At 49.9% G+C, this 16,399-nt stretch carries 12 protein-coding genes; 8 read left to right on the top strand and 4 right to left on the bottom strand.

Annotated elements, in window-relative coordinates; all coding sequences use genetic code 11:
- Position 1: 1 nt before the first annotated feature.
- Positions 2–1,348: a cytochrome P450 gene (locus tag EAO80_RS04315; RefSeq protein ID WP_122088707.1), complete on the top strand. Its 1,347-nt coding sequence runs from the start codon at positions 2–4 to the stop codon at positions 1,346–1,348.
- Positions 1,349–3,979: 2,631 nt separating this feature from the next.
- Complete coding sequence (locus tag EAO80_RS04330) at positions 3,980–5,473, top strand: amidase family protein (protein WP_211330633.1); 1,494 nt, start codon at positions 3,980–3,982, stop codon at positions 5,471–5,473.
- 992 nt (positions 5,474–6,465) lie between these two features.
- Here EAO80_RS04330 and EAO80_RS04340 read toward each other — a convergent pair.
- From EAO80_RS04340 to EAO80_RS19490, 4 genes are all read right to left on the bottom strand, one after another.
- Positions 6,466–7,140 carry a helix-turn-helix domain-containing protein gene (locus EAO80_RS04340; protein WP_122088711.1) on the bottom strand — a complete coding sequence of 225 codons (675 nt, stop codon included), beginning with the start codon at positions 7,138–7,140 and terminating at the stop codon, positions 6,466–6,468.
- Between the two features lie 76 nt (positions 7,141–7,216).
- Positions 7,217–8,311, bottom strand: coding sequence for a LeuA family protein (locus tag EAO80_RS04345; RefSeq protein WP_122088712.1), 1,095 nt, complete (start codon positions 8,309–8,311; stop codon positions 7,217–7,219).
- A complete protein-coding gene (locus EAO80_RS04350; protein WP_122088713.1) occupies positions 8,308–9,525 on the bottom strand; it encodes a CaiB/BaiF CoA transferase family protein in 1,218 nt (405 codons plus the stop codon). The genes EAO80_RS04345 and EAO80_RS04350 overlap by 4 nt, the downstream gene beginning before the upstream one ends.
- A 189-nt stretch (positions 9,526–9,714) precedes the next feature.
- The gene (locus EAO80_RS19490; RefSeq protein ID WP_162993880.1) at positions 9,715–10,587 is read right to left on the bottom strand and encodes a hypothetical protein; all 873 of its coding nucleotides are present in this window, start codon (positions 10,585–10,587) and stop codon (positions 9,715–9,717) included.
- A 138-nt stretch (positions 10,588–10,725) separates the two neighbouring features.
- Here EAO80_RS19490 and EAO80_RS04355 point away from each other — a divergent pair, with 138 nt between their 5' ends.
- The 6 genes from EAO80_RS04355 to EAO80_RS04380 all read left to right on the top strand — a co-directional run bounded on the left by EAO80_RS04355 (position 10,726) and on the right by EAO80_RS04380 (position 16,269).
- Entirely contained in the window at positions 10,726–11,982 is a 1,257-nt protein-coding gene (locus EAO80_RS04355; protein WP_122088714.1) for an aconitase/3-isopropylmalate dehydratase large subunit family protein, read from the top strand.
- Positions 11,983–12,477, top strand: a complete 495-nt coding sequence (locus tag EAO80_RS04360) for a 3-isopropylmalate dehydratase small subunit (protein WP_122088715.1) — start codon at positions 11,983–11,985, stop codon at positions 12,475–12,477.
- A gap of 219 nt (positions 12,478–12,696) precedes the next feature.
- Positions 12,697–13,776: an ABC transporter substrate-binding protein gene (locus EAO80_RS04365; protein WP_122088760.1), complete on the top strand. Its 1,080-nt coding sequence runs from the start codon at positions 12,697–12,699 to the stop codon at positions 13,774–13,776.
- 44 nt (positions 13,777–13,820) lie between these two features.
- The gene (locus EAO80_RS04370) at positions 13,821–14,684 is read left to right on the top strand and encodes an ABC transporter ATP-binding protein (RefSeq protein ID WP_211330634.1); all 864 of its coding nucleotides are present in this window, start codon (positions 13,821–13,823) and stop codon (positions 14,682–14,684) included.
- A gap of 158 nt (positions 14,685–14,842) precedes the next feature.
- The gene (locus EAO80_RS04375; RefSeq protein WP_162993881.1) at positions 14,843–15,478 is read left to right on the top strand and encodes an ABC transporter permease; all 636 of its coding nucleotides are present in this window, start codon (positions 14,843–14,845) and stop codon (positions 15,476–15,478) included.
- The gene (locus EAO80_RS04380) at positions 15,475–16,269 is read left to right on the top strand and encodes an ABC transporter permease (RefSeq protein WP_122088718.1); all 795 of its coding nucleotides are present in this window, start codon (positions 15,475–15,477) and stop codon (positions 16,267–16,269) included. Before EAO80_RS04375 ends, EAO80_RS04380 begins: the two co-directional genes overlap by 4 nt.
- The last annotated feature ends 130 nt before the right edge of the window (positions 16,270–16,399 follow it).

Here is a 16,399-nt window from a genome sequence, read left to right on the forward strand (position 1 = left end):
TATGCAACAGGCAATCCCGCACCCACCGGAGGCTGGCATTCTTAACGCACTCCGATTCGGGTCGGATCCGTTTCGCTTTCTCGAAGGGATGCAAGGTCGATTCGAGGAAATTGTCTCAGTTCCCATTCCTGGCCGAGCGCCATTGGTTGTCGTCACGAATCCGGAGTTGATTCACGAGGTACTCTCGCGTCCGGAGGCGTTCAGTCGGGTTCCTGCACAAGGACCTGCCGCCCTGATCGCCAAACAGGGACTCGTTCAAAGTGAAGGCACGCTCTGGCGTCAACAGCGCTCAATTATGGGACCAGCGTTCAGGGGAAAACAGGTCACTGCTTACGCAAACGCTGTCGGTGAGATGGTCGACGAACTCGCAGCGGAGTGGCGTGAGACGGGGGCACCGGAGACGCGGAATTTGCACGAAGAAATGACGGCAATGACGATCCGGGTCGCCTCGGAGATTCTTTTGGGTGAAGACCTCGGCCGTGAGCGAGCAGAACAGTTCCACGAGTGGATGCATATCGCCGGAATCGAATTCGAGTTCTCACCATCGACTGTCCGTCCGAACTGGCTTCCACAGCGCATCTCGCCAGAATTCAAGCGAGCAGCTGAAGGTATTCGCAACCTGAGCGAGGAGATCATTGAGCAACGACGGTCCACGTTAGCGCCAGTAGATGAGGATCAGCCGCCACGGGACATGCTTGCGCTCCTGTTACGCGCTGAAGCGGATCCGGAGATCACGTACACGGAGAATCAGATCCGTGACGAAGTCGCAACGTTCCTCATCGCGGGGCATGAGACGACCGCGCTCAGTCTGACCTATACACTTGGTCTACTTGCGCAGAATCCCGCGATTCGAGAGCGGGTTCGCAGTGAGGCGAATACGGTGCTCGGTGATGAACGGCCCCAGTACAAGCATCTCACAGATCTTTCCTATACCCGCCGCGTGTATCGAGAAGGCCTTCGATTGTATCCACCGGCGTGGGCAGTGTTCCGCCAGGCAAGTGAAAACGTTCGTTTAGGCGACTACGCAGTAGCGGAGGGAGCTGCAGTAATCCTTCCGCAGTGGTCTGTCCATCGCGATAAACGATACTTCGACGATCCGACTGAGTTCGATCCATCACGGTGGGAGCGCCGGTCCCCGAACGCGGTGAGTGCGTATTTCCCGTTCAGCACTGGGCCGCACGCGTGTATCGGGTCGCAGTTTGCACTATCGGGAGCAACACTTTCGCTAGCTCGCCTGACACAGGAATTTGATATCAGGGTCCAAGCTCGCGAGTTACGAGATCTGCGTCCAACACCGACACTCCGTCCTGGTGAGGGGGTTGCAGCGAGGATCGAACCGCTGAGCTAGGTATGAACCGTCTATTGATTCGTCTAGAGCTGATACTCTGATTTCGGTTGTGACCTCTGCAGGATACCTCGTACTTCACTCCTTATCGCGAGAAGTACGTAAACCCGAATCGGGAGCGGGTCGTTAAGAAAATGGGATTGAGACGGGTGCTCACGCCGTCTCAGGACTCATCCACGTGTAGCCCAGTAGCCATCAGTCAGGTTGCCGATATGTACGTCAGGCACCGGCTACAGTCTGTGGGTTCGTTTCGGCTGTTATATGCTTTGTCTATCTGTCCCACGGTACACTTTCACTCACCAGATCGCAATCGATGGCTGCGAGTGGTTCCTCGGATCACTGTATCCATATGAGCTGCTGGGTTGCTAGCAAGCCGGTAGGCATCAAGACGGGTTCGTTATCATCACCCAGCGAGCCTCCGCTACTGGAGAGGCGATCATGTCTGCGGGGACCGGTTGATGATGCTGCAATAGTCGATAGTCACTGAGCGGTTCAGTGGCCAGTTGCGTTCCCGTTCTTGGTCGCCGTCGCGCTCAAACAGTTGGGACAGCCAGAGAGCGTCCCGTCATTATCGGCGAATGAGGCGGGTAGAGCTTCGAGTGTACTCAACGCCAGATGGCAGCCGTGGTCCGAACTAAAGAATACCAAGCCTTGTGCAACACTTGTCCTCTGTAAAAGACGTCTGTTGCACAAGATGTCTGAGCAGTGTTCTCCAATTTCTCGCAGCCGAGACAACTAGCTCAGCTCAACACTGTAAGCCCTACTATAAATCAGCATACACTTGTCTCAGTAACGACAGTCCATTTAGGTGCTAGATTTAATAACCAGTAATATGTGTCTAATCATAGGGTACACGCCCAAATGAGAGCGCAGAACTGAGGCCATAGTTGACTCCTGCGCTCCACCGCAGGCGCTCAGGCGTGCATGCCCTTCCTTAGAGTACCAGCAGAGAGCCAGTTGAAACGCCTTCCGTGCGTCTCTCAGTACTAGTCATCCACACCTGAGCATATATCAATAGCAGCTAGAGAACCATATATATTAGTGCTTTATTGGAATTAGTATTATATTATTTACAACAGAGCACTCAATATGATAGTGGCGATACTGTAAATCAACAAATAAATACTTGTTATTCACCTGTTAACTAATGTGTAGTTGCTACTATTATTTCACGGGAGGGCCACCCTCCCGCTCCCGGCCGTGGCCTCAGGGCCGGGAGCCCGCTTCATAGTCATACGTTCCGTATTCTTCTGGCATGACACAGCGTCCCGATCTCTATTGGTATGTAGATATCGCGGTTAGACGACAACGAGGGCCGGACTTTGACGACGGGGCGAGGATAAACAAATCTCTTTCAGTTGGTACTGCTAGCCTTGTGCAACACTCACTCTCTTAGACGGATTATCGTTGCACAAGGTCAGAAATCACACTTGACAGCTACCCGGCGGAGACGTCACTCAGACGTACCACCATCCGTTGCTGGAATCGCCTCTGTGAGGACGTCCATTTGCGGAGTTGCCTCCGCTCAGCCTCCTCACGACGGTGCTGCTCGGCGTCTCCAATCGGGACGAAGAGATGCGCGTTACTCGGCGATGGTTCATACCCGAGTCGGTCGAGGATCAGCGGCGTGTACGTCTCCGTGAGATAGTCGGTGAGACTTCCCATGATGCTCTCGATCGCGGCATGGATATCACGCCGAGCTCTCGGATGAATGCCAACGGTAAGCGGGAGGTCATGGATGTGCCGGCACATCGCGACTGTCCGCTTCTCTTTCGTTGAGAGAGTGGAGTCAGTATTGGAGATCTCCGAGAGGAGTCCTCTGCATCAGTGATGATCCGATCAAGTTTGTTCTCAAGCCATTACGGACGACCGCCATGACACTGGGTATAATAACTATTGATAGAAACAGACCCGCTTTTCGGGGGCGACTTGGAACGGAAATGAATGGTCGCCCGCCTGCTGGTACAGGCGGGCAAAGGTCTCTGGTCCAAGACCCATGTAAAGCAACACTGCGACCACGAAAGAAGCTATCGAGAAGCGAACAATCCGCGCAGCCACCGAGAGTATGAGCATCGACCGGTATTCCGGCGAAAGTGGCGAGTTCGACGTTGACAGCGAGAGCAGGAGCGTCTACCAGGTCTGCTATATCAATAAGACGTGTGACGGGCCCAGCATCACATATCAGGGCGGCGTGTGCAGGCACCAGCACCGCGTTTACCCTGGTAGGCAATTGTGCAGCATCGTCAAGAGGTAGAGAACCCGCCTAATGTACCAATAGATATGTTATGTTTGTGTAAAATAATTAGTCGAAGCTATCAATAATAAATATTAGTTATTATAGACTATAGAGTAGTGCGAGAACACATAGCTTGTCCGAAAATAAAAACACAATACGTTTCTTCCGGTTAGCCAAGATTGATATTCATAGCGTTTAACACGCTATCTAATGGGGAAAAAGTAAAAATACATCCAGATAACAATGAATCGACAAACGAGGAAAGGGTCAAGACACCGGCTCGCAGCTTGCCCCTCAGCCGGCGGTCCGTGCTGAAAGCCGCGGGCGCCGCCGGTGCCGGGAGTCTGGTAGCTAGCACCGCTGCCATGGGAAACTCGGGGTCTGAGTCATTCGATTTGATGGAGACGACCGTCGCAGAGGTACACGCAGCCTTTGAAGATGGCGAACTAACTGCGCGGGAACTTACCGAACGCTACGTCGAGCGGATCGACGCCTACGACGACGAACTCAACTCGGTCATCACACTCAACGAGGGTGCGGTCGACCGGGCCGAGGAACTCGACGAGGCGTTCGCGGAGTCGGGCCCCGTTGGTCCGCTCCATGGCGTCCCGCTGATGGTCAAGGACATCTTCAACACGGCGGACCTACCGACTTCGGGCGGGAACGTACTATTCGAAGACACGGTCCCACCCGCGGACGCCTTCGTCGTTGAGCGCCTTCGTGAGGCCGGTGCGGTCGTCCTCGCGAAGGTGAATACGGGGGAGTTCGCCTCCGGCTCGCTGAGTTCCCTCGGCGGCCAGACGTACAATCCCTACGACACGGAGCGGAATCCGTCAGGCTCGAGCGCGGGGACGGGGGCGTCGGTCGCGGCGAACCTCGCGACGGTCGGCATCGGGACGGAGACGAGCGGCTCGATACTAGGTCCGTCGACGTCAAACTCGCTGGTCGGGGTCCAGCCGACGACGGGGCTGATCAGCCGCGACGGAATCATCCCGCTCAGCAGCACTCTCGACACCGCGGGACCGATGACCCGAACCGTCGCCGACGCCGCGCGGCTGCTCGACGTCATGGTCGGCTACGATCCGGCGGATCCCGTCACCGCCGAAGGGGTCGGTAACATCCCCGAGGAACCGTACACGTCGTTCCTCGAACCCGGCGGGCTCGAGGGCATCCGGGTTGGCGTCCCTCGAGGGCTCATCCCCGACGATCCCGAAGAGACCGGGATCGACGTCGGACAGCCCGCACAGGTCGTCGAGCGCTTCGAATCGGGCCTCGAAACGATCGAAGACTGCGGTGCGACGATCGTCGACCCCGTCGAGATTCCCGAGGAGCTCCAAGAGATCGCGGGCGAGCTGGCCGGCGACCTCATCACCTACGAGTACCGCCGCGAGTTCAACGCCTACCTCGAGAGTCTCGGCGACGCGGCGCCGGTCGACTCGATGCAGGAGGTCCTTGACTCCGAGACAATCGAAGGGTCGATCCTCGGGCTGTTCGAGTCGGCCCTTGAGGTCGACCTGGAGGGACTCGACGAGAACGTCGACTATCTGGGGGCGCTGCGGGACCAGCGAACGCTCCGCGAGGGGATGTTTGCCGTGCTGGCCGACGACGACCTCGACGCGCTTGTCTACCCCACGGACAACCGCACGCCGGCGGTTGTCGGTGAGGACCGGGAGATTCCCGACGCGATAAGCCCCACCATGCGGACGTTCAGCCCCGCGGCTAATTTTCCTAGTATTACCGTTCCCGCGGGGTACACCTCCGATCCCGCGCTTCCGGTCGGACTCTCGTTTCTCTCAAAGCCGTTCGCCGAACCGGCCCTGATTGGGATGGCCTCAGCCTACGAACGGACCTCGAGCCTGCGCCGTCCACCTGAGGGGTTCGGCGCGCTGTAGGCGGCCCCTGTCCACTAGATTTGCCCGCCCGTCGACTACGTTAGCTAGCGTGGTTTACGGGACTGACAACCCGACGGCCGACGACACGCAATTCTGTGGATGCTCGACGGGGGCCACTCGATTCAGGGCCTTGTGCAACGGTCATCTCTCTGTGAAAGACAGCCGTTGCACAAGGCAGTGTCTGAGTAATCACACCGTGGTATGATATGCTCATGAAGGCAGAACCAGCGAATTTGTTTCTATTCCCTCTACTACTACACCAGGGTAAGGTTGTTCGGCATTGTGACTAGGAGAGGAGGGCGTGCGTGGAGTGGTTGGTTCGAACTATGCGCCCTCTTTTTGCTCACTGTTGACGCACTGGTTTCGAGAGTACTGCAGTAGTCTTTTTCTTAAGACAGAACACGCATTTTTCTCAGATATATAGATAAATTATATAGCTCACCGAGAGAGAAGTAGCTATGATGAACTGTCTCGGCCGACCAGGTATCGATCTCGTTTGGGACTCAATAAGCGGAATACGCCGCAGCCATGTGCGACGGATAACTGACGAGAATTATAGTACATTTTAGGAGAAAAACAACTCCTGACCATCCGAAACCGACGACCGCCCCAACTATCCTGATTCGGGTCACAGCCCGGATCCAAGACCGTCGTTTTATCGATCAACCAACGACGAAGGTGGGCCGTGCGGTTCAGCGGCGATACCTGGAACCAAGTTCTGTCCTGAGCACCTTGGCCCTGCTCTTCCCAATGAGGAGCACGACTCGGATCCCGACCCCGAACCCGAGCCGGAGCCGGAGAATTTCCCAGTGTGGAAGAGACAGCGCTGGAAGCTGAGCGACTAACTGAACCTTGTGCAACAGTTGCCTTTCGAAATCGCCGATGTTGCATAAGGACATCGCTACCTTTGATTCTTTTTAATCGAAAATATCTTTAGTTAGATATTTTGCTAAACTGTTAATGATCTACAAGCGTCAAAGTGTTTTCTAAAGTTAACTAGGTGAGTGATCCATTTGAGTTGTATCCAAGTTAGGCTGTGGCGGTGAGGTCCTAGATTGTTTTTGATTCTCGAGTGCATCAGCTAGGAGTTTCGACTCTGCTTTTCGAAGATGTTCTAATGCTGTTGCTCGATTGATATCGAGTTTCTCGGCGAGCTCTTCACTGTTAATTTCACGTGGCCACTCAAAGTATCCGCTCTCGAGTGCACACTGGACAACCTCCAACTGGCGGTCCGTCAACTGTGATTCAGGTTCTGTGAATTTTGTAACCTTTCCTAGTGTTACCGTTCCAATTCGATCGAAATCTTTGATCATCGCTTTGAGATCCTCTCGGCGGAAAAATAGGACTGTATATACCCGTCGATTTGGATGAATAGAACTATTTCGACGAAGAATACAGTGATTCCGATCAATTGCAGAATAAGCACCACACGACACTTTTGTAACAAGATAACTATTTTCATCAAATTGATCGACATTTTTTACACTACTACATTTAGAAAAAAATTCTAAATGTTGCTGTCGTGGTTGGTCAATATTGATAACAAACGTGACTAAGTGGTCATGTAGCTCCTCGATAGCGATATTAAATGATGTCTCGAAGTGTTCCGCAAAGTCGTCTAGTACGCACGACTTCTCCTGTTGTAATTGCAGTTCGGCTTGAAACATCGGTTGCGTCCGCTAGTGTGATAATGACTCACTCACTATAAAAATTCCCCATGATCTATAGTTTGTATTCCCGCAATTAGTTGTCCTCGAACGTTTGTGTTGCGAGGGCGAGTGCCTCGTTTTGATCGAGTGGGCCTTGTTCGGTGAGCAGAGTCCCAAATGTAGAGACTCGGTCCTCAGTTGGCTGAATATCTGCACGTTCAAGCAGCTTGCGTATCGCTGTTTTTCCGGTTGGTTTCCCGAATATAAGTTTGCGGATGCCACCGAATATAGCAGGATCGTACGGCTCAAGCGTTGCAGGATCACTGAGCATAGCTGCTGTATGAATTCCAGATTCATGTTCGGTTGTCTTCTCACCGAGTACAGCTTTTCGATCGTTATGCGTCTCCTCGAGTGTTGTAAGAACTTGTTTACAAGTGGGAGCAAGTTTAGTAGTTTCAATATCGAGATCGTCATTGAGATCAACGGCACAGGCAGCAACAACCTCTTCAAGTGCGCTGTTTCCTGCACGTTCGCCGAGTGATGCGATGCTTACGTCTGCCTTTGCTACCCCAGCTTGATAGGCTGCCAGAACGTTCGCTGTTGCACATCCCAGGTCATCATGAAAATGAACGCCAAGACGAGATAGATCGATATCGTCTTCGAGACTAGTAAGATACGATTCGACGGTTACTGGGGTTCGTGCCCCAACAGTATCAGCGAGAGTGACTAAAGGAACGTCCGGAATTGTCTCAAAAACTTCTCGGATATTAGAATGATCAGTTCGGAATGCGTCTGCAAGAGTAACATGCGGTGTCACACCTCGATCAATAATGTACTCAATTGCCTCAGTAAGCATTGTCAGCATCTCTTCACGGCTGGTATCAAGGAGATGTTCGAGATGTCTATCAGAGACGGAGATAAAGGTCTCTACAATATCTGCATTGGCATCAACCGCTACGTCGATATCTCGTTCGAGAGATCGTGCAAGGGCAATGATTTTTGCGTCGGTTGTACCTGAAAGATCATTGATAACTGTCTGATCTTTTTCGCCGGTCGCAGGAAACGCTGGCTGAATGTATGGTAGTCCTAGATCGTCTAGCATTCGTGCAGCTTCGATTTTTTGCTGTGTAGTATACTCGCGGCCAGGCATTTGGTCACCTTCACGAAGTGTCACATCATTTAGCATCATATGACGTCAGTCTCCTCTAATTTTGCAAATTCTGCGTTGCTCATACCAAGTTCATTGAGATAGACGTCTTCATTATGTTCGCCGTGTCGTGGACCAAGAAACTCTACTTCACCGGGTGTCCGTGAGAACTTCGGAATCGGAGCAAAGGTTTTAATTGAGCCAACATCTGGATCTTCGACCTCGATGATGCTATCGCGTGCTTGGTATTGTTCGTCTTCGAAAATATCGGCCATATCATATACTGGTCCAACAATTGCGTCGTGTGCTTCAAAGACTTCAACCGCTTTGTCAGTGGTTCGTTGCTTTGTCCAGTCTTCGATTGCTTGATCGAGGACCTTAGCATTCTCAACGCGAGTTTCATTGTCGACGAATCGTGGATCGTTAATTAGCTCTGGTTTGTCAATTGCCCTAGCAACGCGTTCGAATGTTTTCTGATTCGAGGCAGACAGTGTCATATAGCCGTCCTCTGTTTCGTAGATATTTCGTGGTGCGGCTCCTGGATGTCGGTTGCCGGTTCGTTCCCGAACGTATTCCATCCGGTCGTAAGCCTCTACTTCTCCAAATCGAAGTCGCCAGAGTGGTTCAATCAGCGAGACATCGATTACCTGTCCCTCACCGCTCCCACCACGGCCAACGTCCCGTTCAAATATCGCCATCAATGTTGCTTGAAGTGCAAACTGTGCCGCTGTCAGATCAGCTAAACTGATCGGTGGCAAAAGTGGTTCTCTGTCAGGAAAGCCATTTGCATGCGCCCATCCTGAAATTCCTTCGGCGACAGTTCCAAAGCCCGGCTTTTCTGCCTTGGGCCCAGTCTGCCCGTACCCGGAAAGACGTACCATGATCGCTTCCTCATTGACCGCATGCACATCGGTTGGTCCAAGGCCCCATCGCTCCATTGTTCCCGGCCGAAAATTCTCGAAGACGACGTCAGCATCTTTAATAAGTAGAAGAGCTATCTCTCGCCCTTCTTCAGATCCGAGGTCAAGCGTGATACAACGTTTGTTCCGACCGAGAGATTTCCACGACAGTGACTCACCGTTTTTAGCTTTTTGTGGCCATTCCCGGATTGAGTCTGGAATTTCAGGATGCTCAACCATAACGACATCCGCACCGAAATCGCCGAGCATCGTCGTTGCGAACGCTCCGCTGATCATCCCTGACATATCGATAACACGGAGCCCGTCCAATGGACCCGTTCGTTCTCTTGCTTCCATAGTGCTCTATGATACCAACATTCTTATGACGAAAGGCAGTTGCTCCACCGAGTGTTGGCTATTTATGTACTATCGCGCTTGTAAATGGATTTCTTATAGGGGCTTGAAGGTGTCCAGAGAGAGTGAATCACTGTGAAGCTGAACAAAAAGTAGAACAAAGAGAGATAATATAGTTTCATTAGATAATAATTACTTTCCTGATGTAGAGTGCTCAAGAAGAGTAGCCGCGATAAGGAGTGTTGTTGCAAGCGTACCAATATTCTCGTGAAACGCACGAATGTGGGTTGCACACCTATCGATAGAGTGAGATTCATACCCAATCGATCGTAGAGTCCGCCGGTGTGATCTATGATTTGATTTGGCTAGTAATGTTGTAGCATACTGATTTCGGATCCATCGTTCGAGCCGCCATTGGGAAGGAACACGATTGTAGGTAGCAAGCTGGATCGCAACGACTTTGGATAGAAACTCGGGATCCACAGCTAATGCCTGAAAGATTGTATTCACGTTAGGTGTACGGAGAGCAGTACGAAGGTCGTTATAAATATTAGAGATCTGTCTGTTGGCATCAGTCGGTGTGATTATTGGGAAATCCGGAGCAATAGGAATAGTAGTTTGAAGTCCCTCGTGGACTGCAGAAGGACGTAACTGTTCAGTATCATATGATTTTTCTAACAGATCTATCGATCCGTATTCCGTAGCCTCAGCGTGAGCCTTATGCGTATACTGACCATCAAGACGATATCGACAGGCAGCAACTGATAATCCTAGCCGAAAGACTACAAATGAAAAGAATGGAACAACATTGTATATGTGTGGGTCAGGGACTGTTCGGCGATCAACAACACGTTCGATTACCTCTTTAACTGGTGTATGAAGTTGATCTCTCGTGGCTGCTGCGACATTCAAAGCGGCATCTTCGTTCCATTCTGCCAGTAGGATCTGTTTGGATTCTTCCCAGAGGAGTCGACGATACTCTGTGGGAATACTATCGATAGATAAATACGAGGGAACGAACCCAAGTATATCCTCGATTTCCTCGGTACTGTGTGCAGTGATCATATATTTCGATACTTTCCACAACAAATAGCTGTTCGTTTACTACCGTTAGATATCTCTTGGAGAAATCCTGCTATAGTAATTAAAGTACCAACGTTGATTGGGGAAAACCTCATCGTCCTATCTGTAGAGTTATGTGCTATGCCAACAATTGCCGAAAGTATTCTCTCTAAACAGCTGGGAGCTCCTGTGGAGCCGGGCATGATTGAGAAATTTCCGGTTGACTTTGCATTTGGGCATGATATGACACTCCCAGCAGCGATCAAAGAGTTCAATGAGCTCGGGGTCGGTAGCGTATTCGATCCCGATGCTATCGCCGTTATACCGGATCATTTGATCCCGCCACATAATGAACACGCTGCTGAGCTTTATTCTACATGTGAAGCATTTGCTGAAGAGCATGGTACGATTTTCTACCCGCAAGGAAGGCAAGGGCAAGAGCATGTTGTTATCCCAGAAGATGGTCTCGTGAAACCAGGCGACGTCGTCGTAGGTGCTGATAGTCACACTTGTACTGAAGGGGCACTAGGAGCGTTCGCTGTCGGTGTTGGAAGTACGGATCTTGCTTTTGCAATGGCGTTTGGCTGGCTGTGGCTGCGAGTTCCTGAGACAACACGGGTCAATTTCACTGGTAAAATAGGCGAATGGACCGAACCGAAAGATCTCGTATTAGCATTGCTGGCTAACATCGGCGCAGATGGCGCTGTCGGTCATGCACTAGAATTCGGTGGCGAGACAGTTCGGGCTCTCGATATGGACGGTCGGCTCACCCTCTCGAATATGGCTATCGAAGCAGGTGGTGCGACGGGGATAGTTGAGCCTGATGCCGTGACAGAACAGTATGCTAATGAACGTGTTGATGAAGATTTTAAATTACATACCCCTAAACACCCAACATATGAACAGAAAATAAAAATTGATTGCGAGAATTTGGAGCCACAAATTGCAATTCCAGAAAGTCCGGCAAATGTCGTTCCAATCTCGGATACCAGAGTTTCCGACATCGAAATTGATCAAGCAGTAATTGGCTCATGTACGAATAGCCGTAAGCGTGACCTTCAGATTACTGCGGCTATCCTTGAGGACCATTCGGTTGCTACAGGAGTGCGACTTATTGTAACACCTGGTTCACAGCGCCTTGAAAGACGTGCTATCCGCGAGGGATGGACGGAGACGTTCCTCAAAGCTGGAGCAACGATGGAGAATCCAGGGTGTGGTGCATGCTTCGGAATGCGGACAGGCGTTCTTGATGAAAACGAGGTTGCTATCTCAACGACCAATCGAAACTTTCCAGGCCGAATGGGTGACCCAACTAGCGCAGTCTATTTGGCTAGTCCAGCAGTGGCCGCAGCAAGCGCAGTTACAGGACGAATTACACATCCTCGAGAGGTGATATAGATGGGACAAGCGTTCTGCTTTGGTGATGATATTGATACAGATCAGATTATTCCTGCACAGCACATCACGTCTGCAGATCCGACTGCACTCGCCGATCACTGCATGGAAGGTGCAGATCCAACGTTTGCCGACTGTGTCACACCAGGAGATGTGCTCGTGGCTGGGAGTAATTTCGGCTGTGGTTCCTCGCGTGAACACGCACCATTGGCGATTCTCGGAACTGGTGTTGATGCAGTTATTGCTGAATCATTTGCCCGGATTTTCTTCCGAAACGCGATCAATATCGGCCTCCCAGTTTTGACGGTCTCGGATGCAACCGATCGCATGACTGCTGGCGATGATGTGGAGGTCCATATAGAAGACTACATCGTGGAAAATAGAACGACTGACGATCAAATGGAGATCAACAATTATCCCGACTTCGTTAATGAAATCATAGAGGCGGGTGGGTTGATCGAATACGGAAAGACTCTGTCTCAATCAAATACTCGTTAAGGCTTGGCGGTACTACCAAGCACAAGCATCAAGGAAGCAGTGGCTTGGAGAATTCATTGACCTTCTGAGGACTTGAGGACTTAAACCGACCCACCAATAGTGGGGTGTTTTTGTAGATGTACTCGCTCAGAGAGTCTTATTCTGATTCATATACTATTAATAGGCCCTACACTGGTTGGTAGAAGAATCATAATCAATCGTCGATTGTGATAGACTACCATGAAACATGGCAACCAGAAGAATGGCGACTTAGACTCCGCGCTTTCACGTCGGCGCTTCTTAGGTGGAACTGGAGCAGCAGTAGCAAGTGGCTCTATGTCAGGCTGTGTAGATGATCTCGTAGGTGGAGCCACCGGAGATGGTACCTTCTCAGCAGAAGTGACAGTCACGCATTGGCCGCTCTTGATGTACAACCCACCATATCAGGCTGCTTTGGAAAACGGATATTTTGAGGAGGAGGGTGTCGAAATAGAGGGTATTGCCGGTAGCGAGGGTGGTGGAACAACTGTTCGAAACGTCGTAACCGGGGGACTTCCATTTGGTGAAGTCGCAACACCAGGAGCAGTAAACGGGTATTACGCTGGTTCGGATATTACGATCGTCGCCGCGACAGTTAACACACCGGGGACTATCAACTGGGTTGCACCCCAGGGCTCAGAAATAGAGTCGATGGCAGATCTTGAAGGTGGTACGATTGGGTATACGAGTGCCGGTTCCGTGACCGAAAATACAGGGGCGCTATCAGTTGCGAGAGCAGATGAACTAGACGTCGATGACGTCGAGTTCCAAGGAATGGGTGGAGTCAGCGAAGGGCTAACCGGACTTGAAGAAGGAGCGATTGATGTTGCAGCAAACATGGATCCCATTTTTTCGAGTCAACAGGCAGGTGAAGAACAATGGCAAGTCGTGTTCCGAGCAGCGGATTATATTCCGGAGTTTATGCAGACCGTTATCATCGTAGGACCGGAAACAATCGAAAACGATCCTGATGCCATTGAGGGATATATTAGAGCGCGTAATCGAGGAGTCGAATTTGTCCGAGATAATCCTCAGGAAGCGGCCGAGATCTACGCATCCTACAATGAGGGATTTGATACAGAAGTCATGGAAATGGCGATTGAGAATGCAGACGTGGATAGTTACTATGCTACTGGTGAATTTTCTGTAGAAGGTCTTGAACTAATCGAGGAGGGAATGCAGAACATTGGACTGATCGATCATGACGTTGAATGGTCTGAGATTATCGACCAATCATATCTTGAGGATGAAAAACATATAGATCTCAGCGAGGCTGAATAGTTGACTCTAAGAACATCACTCACCAAAACAAATTAAAAATGACAATGTTAACTATCGATAATATCAGTAAGACATATGGGTTAGACGATGATCGAAAGAGCACAGTCAAAGCGCTTGAAGATATTGATATGACTATCGAAGAGGGAGAATTTGTTTCTATAATTGGTCCAACTGGATGTGGAAAGAGCACATTGTTCGAAATCATAGGCGGTCTCATAAACCCAACAACAGGAGAACTTAGATTAGAAGATAAACCCGTTACTGAACCACACCCCCGTATTGGGATGGTGTTTCAAGATCATAGTACCTTTCCTTGGCTGACAGTCATCGAAAATGTTGAATTCGGGGTACGTATGAATGGTATGGACGAAACTGAGCGGCGAAGACGGGCACAAGAGATGCTTGATCTCGTCGGGCTTTCAGGCTTCGAAGATACGTACCCGAACGAACTCTCTGGAGGGATGAACCAACGGGTAGCAATTGCCCGAACACTTGTGATGGATCCAGATGTACTGTTGATGGATGAACCGTTCGGTGCGCTCGACGAACAAACTCGATTGATTCTTGGCGAAGAACTACTCCGGATTTGGCGGGAAACTGGAAGCACAATACTATTTGTCACACATAATATCAATGAAGCAGTCCAGTTGTCTGATCGAATCGCTGTAATGAGTGCTCGACCCGGGCGCTTCAAAGCAATTGTTGAAAACGAGATTCCGCGTCCACGTGACGACGATACGATGTCGACTGATGCTTTCAATGATCTTGTTCAGCAGCTATGGGACGAACTGAAAGAAGAAAGCAGACGGGGTCTTGAACAAAAAGAATATGGAGATGACGGGAGTGAGCGTAGCGAGGATTCAGCATCTAAAAAAGATCAATCGTCAGAGGTTGATTCGACAATATGAGTACGGAATCGCGTCTCACGCTTCCAATATCGACGTTGAGTTGGCGCCAACGAGTGAGTATAGTACAAATCCTAGTCATCGGATCAATTCTCGCATTTATTGAGTTTGCACCACAGTATGGCCTAGTTGATCCCACGACGCTAATTCCGCTGAGCGAGATGGTTAGCGAGCTGCTTGACCTGTTGTTCGCAGGTGTACTGACTCCCCATATTATCCAGACCTTCACCGCAGTGTTTGGTGCTTTCTTGCTTGCTATTCTTACTGGCCTTCCAATCGGAATCTTACTATGGCGAATTAGTACACTGAAAGAAATTATGGATCCATATTTGCTAATTTACTATGCAATTCCTTTCTTTGCTTTCTACCCTCTTTTGATCAGTATTATGGGAATCGGGATTATGCCAATTCTGACCATTGCATGGGGATTTAGTGTTGTTATTATAATCACTAATACTGCATCCGGACTTGATGAAATTCCAGAAGTATATGTTAAGGCAGGTAAAGATATGAACCTTAATTCGCGGCAGTTACTCCAACACGTCTACTTTCCTGCAGCAGTTCCATATGTTTTCACAGGACTAAAACTAGGATTCATCTACGCCTTGATTGGGACGATTGCAAGCGAATTTATCCTTGCCGAGAATGGATTAGGTTGGTTAATTTCATACAATTACAACAATTTTGACGTTCAAGGAATGTTCGCAGCAATGTTGTTAGTTATTTTACTAGCTTTATTCGTTAATGCAGTGTTAGCATCTATTGAGAATCGTCTCTACAGGAGGGTTCAAACATGAGCATTAGTACTTCCCAGTACATCGATCGAGAAGACGTCATATTCGCCGGTCAACTTGCTGTACCCGTTGTGATTCTTCTACTATGGCAGTTGCTATCAATGGTGACCGGACAGTTTGCCTTGGCTAGTCCAGCAGAGTCGTTCAATGCAATGGTTGAGGGGTTCCAGACAGGCTGGATGACTGAAGGACTCCAGATTACGCTTATCGAGGTTATTATTGCGTATATACTAGCTGTGATTGTTGGTGTTTGGGCCGGAGTGTTCCTTGGTGTAAACGACTTTATGAAGGATGTATTTGAACCGATCGTTTTAGGTGTTTACGCAATCCCGAAGGTTACTCTGTATCCACTCTTTCTGTTCATTTTTGCCCTAGGGATGGATGCTATTATCGCATTCGGGTGGTTCCACGGAGTATTCCCGATTGCTATTCTCACTATGCGCTCAATGGATGTTATTAAAGAAGAACACACCAAAGTGGGAAAATCGTTGCGTCTCTCTCGATGGCAGCAATTTCGCCATATTACTGTCCCTTCAATCCTACCTGGACTCATCATTGGACTTAGACTTGGATTTAACCTCACATTCCTAGGGGTAGTTTTAGGTGAAATGTTTGCTGCTCGTGCTGGTCTAGGTCATTCTTTAGTAGAGTTTATAGGTGGTGTCCAAATTGATCGAATCTTAGCAATTATCATTGTTCTCGTAGCTATTGCAACAGTGGTGAATCTATTCTTTTTCGCATTAGAAAGTCGAATTGGGGCGCGTGGTCGAGAAGGTGCCGAAGTTCGAATGTGATCTATTTCTATTCCACTATATCTTGGTAGAACGAGTGTAAATACATTCAATAATGACAATATTTGACACTATCATCTGAGGAGCAGCCAATCGTACTGTAATGTGATATGCGTCCGGAGGTAGAACCAGC

This window comes from Halalkalicoccus subterraneus, assembly GCF_003697815.1.
GTDB classification, from domain to species: domain Archaea; phylum Halobacteriota; class Halobacteria; order Halobacteriales; family Halalkalicoccaceae; genus Halalkalicoccus; species Halalkalicoccus subterraneus.

Coding starts and splice junctions, on each gene's coding strand:
- EAO80_RS04315 (WP_122088707.1), top strand. CDS start 2: ATGCAACAGGCAATCCCGCACCCACCGGAGGCTGGCATTCTTAACGCA.
- EAO80_RS04330 (WP_211330633.1), top strand. CDS start 3,980: ATGGAGACGACCGTCGCAGAGGTACACGCAGCCTTTGAAGATGGCGAA.
- EAO80_RS04340 (WP_122088711.1), bottom strand. CDS start 7,140: ATGTTTCAAGCCGAACTGCAATTACAACAGGAGAAGTCGTGCGTACTA.
- EAO80_RS04345 (WP_122088712.1), bottom strand. CDS start 8,311: ATGATGCTAAATGATGTGACACTTCGTGAAGGTGACCAAATGCCTGGC.
- EAO80_RS04350 (WP_122088713.1), bottom strand. CDS start 9,525: ATGGAAGCAAGAGAACGAACGGGTCCATTGGACGGGCTCCGTGTTATC.
- EAO80_RS19490 (WP_162993880.1), bottom strand. CDS start 10,587: ATGATCACTGCACACAGTACCGAGGAAATCGAGGATATACTTGGGTTC.
- EAO80_RS04355 (WP_122088714.1), top strand. CDS start 10,726: ATGCCAACAATTGCCGAAAGTATTCTCTCTAAACAGCTGGGAGCTCCT.
- EAO80_RS04360 (WP_122088715.1), top strand. CDS start 11,983: ATGGGACAAGCGTTCTGCTTTGGTGATGATATTGATACAGATCAGATT.
- EAO80_RS04365 (WP_122088760.1), top strand. CDS start 12,697: ATGAAACATGGCAACCAGAAGAATGGCGACTTAGACTCCGCGCTTTCA.
- EAO80_RS04370 (WP_211330634.1), top strand. CDS start 13,821: ATGTTAACTATCGATAATATCAGTAAGACATATGGGTTAGACGATGAT.
- EAO80_RS04375 (WP_162993881.1), top strand. CDS start 14,843: ATGGTTAGCGAGCTGCTTGACCTGTTGTTCGCAGGTGTACTGACTCCC.
- EAO80_RS04380 (WP_122088718.1), top strand. CDS start 15,475: ATGAGCATTAGTACTTCCCAGTACATCGATCGAGAAGACGTCATATTC.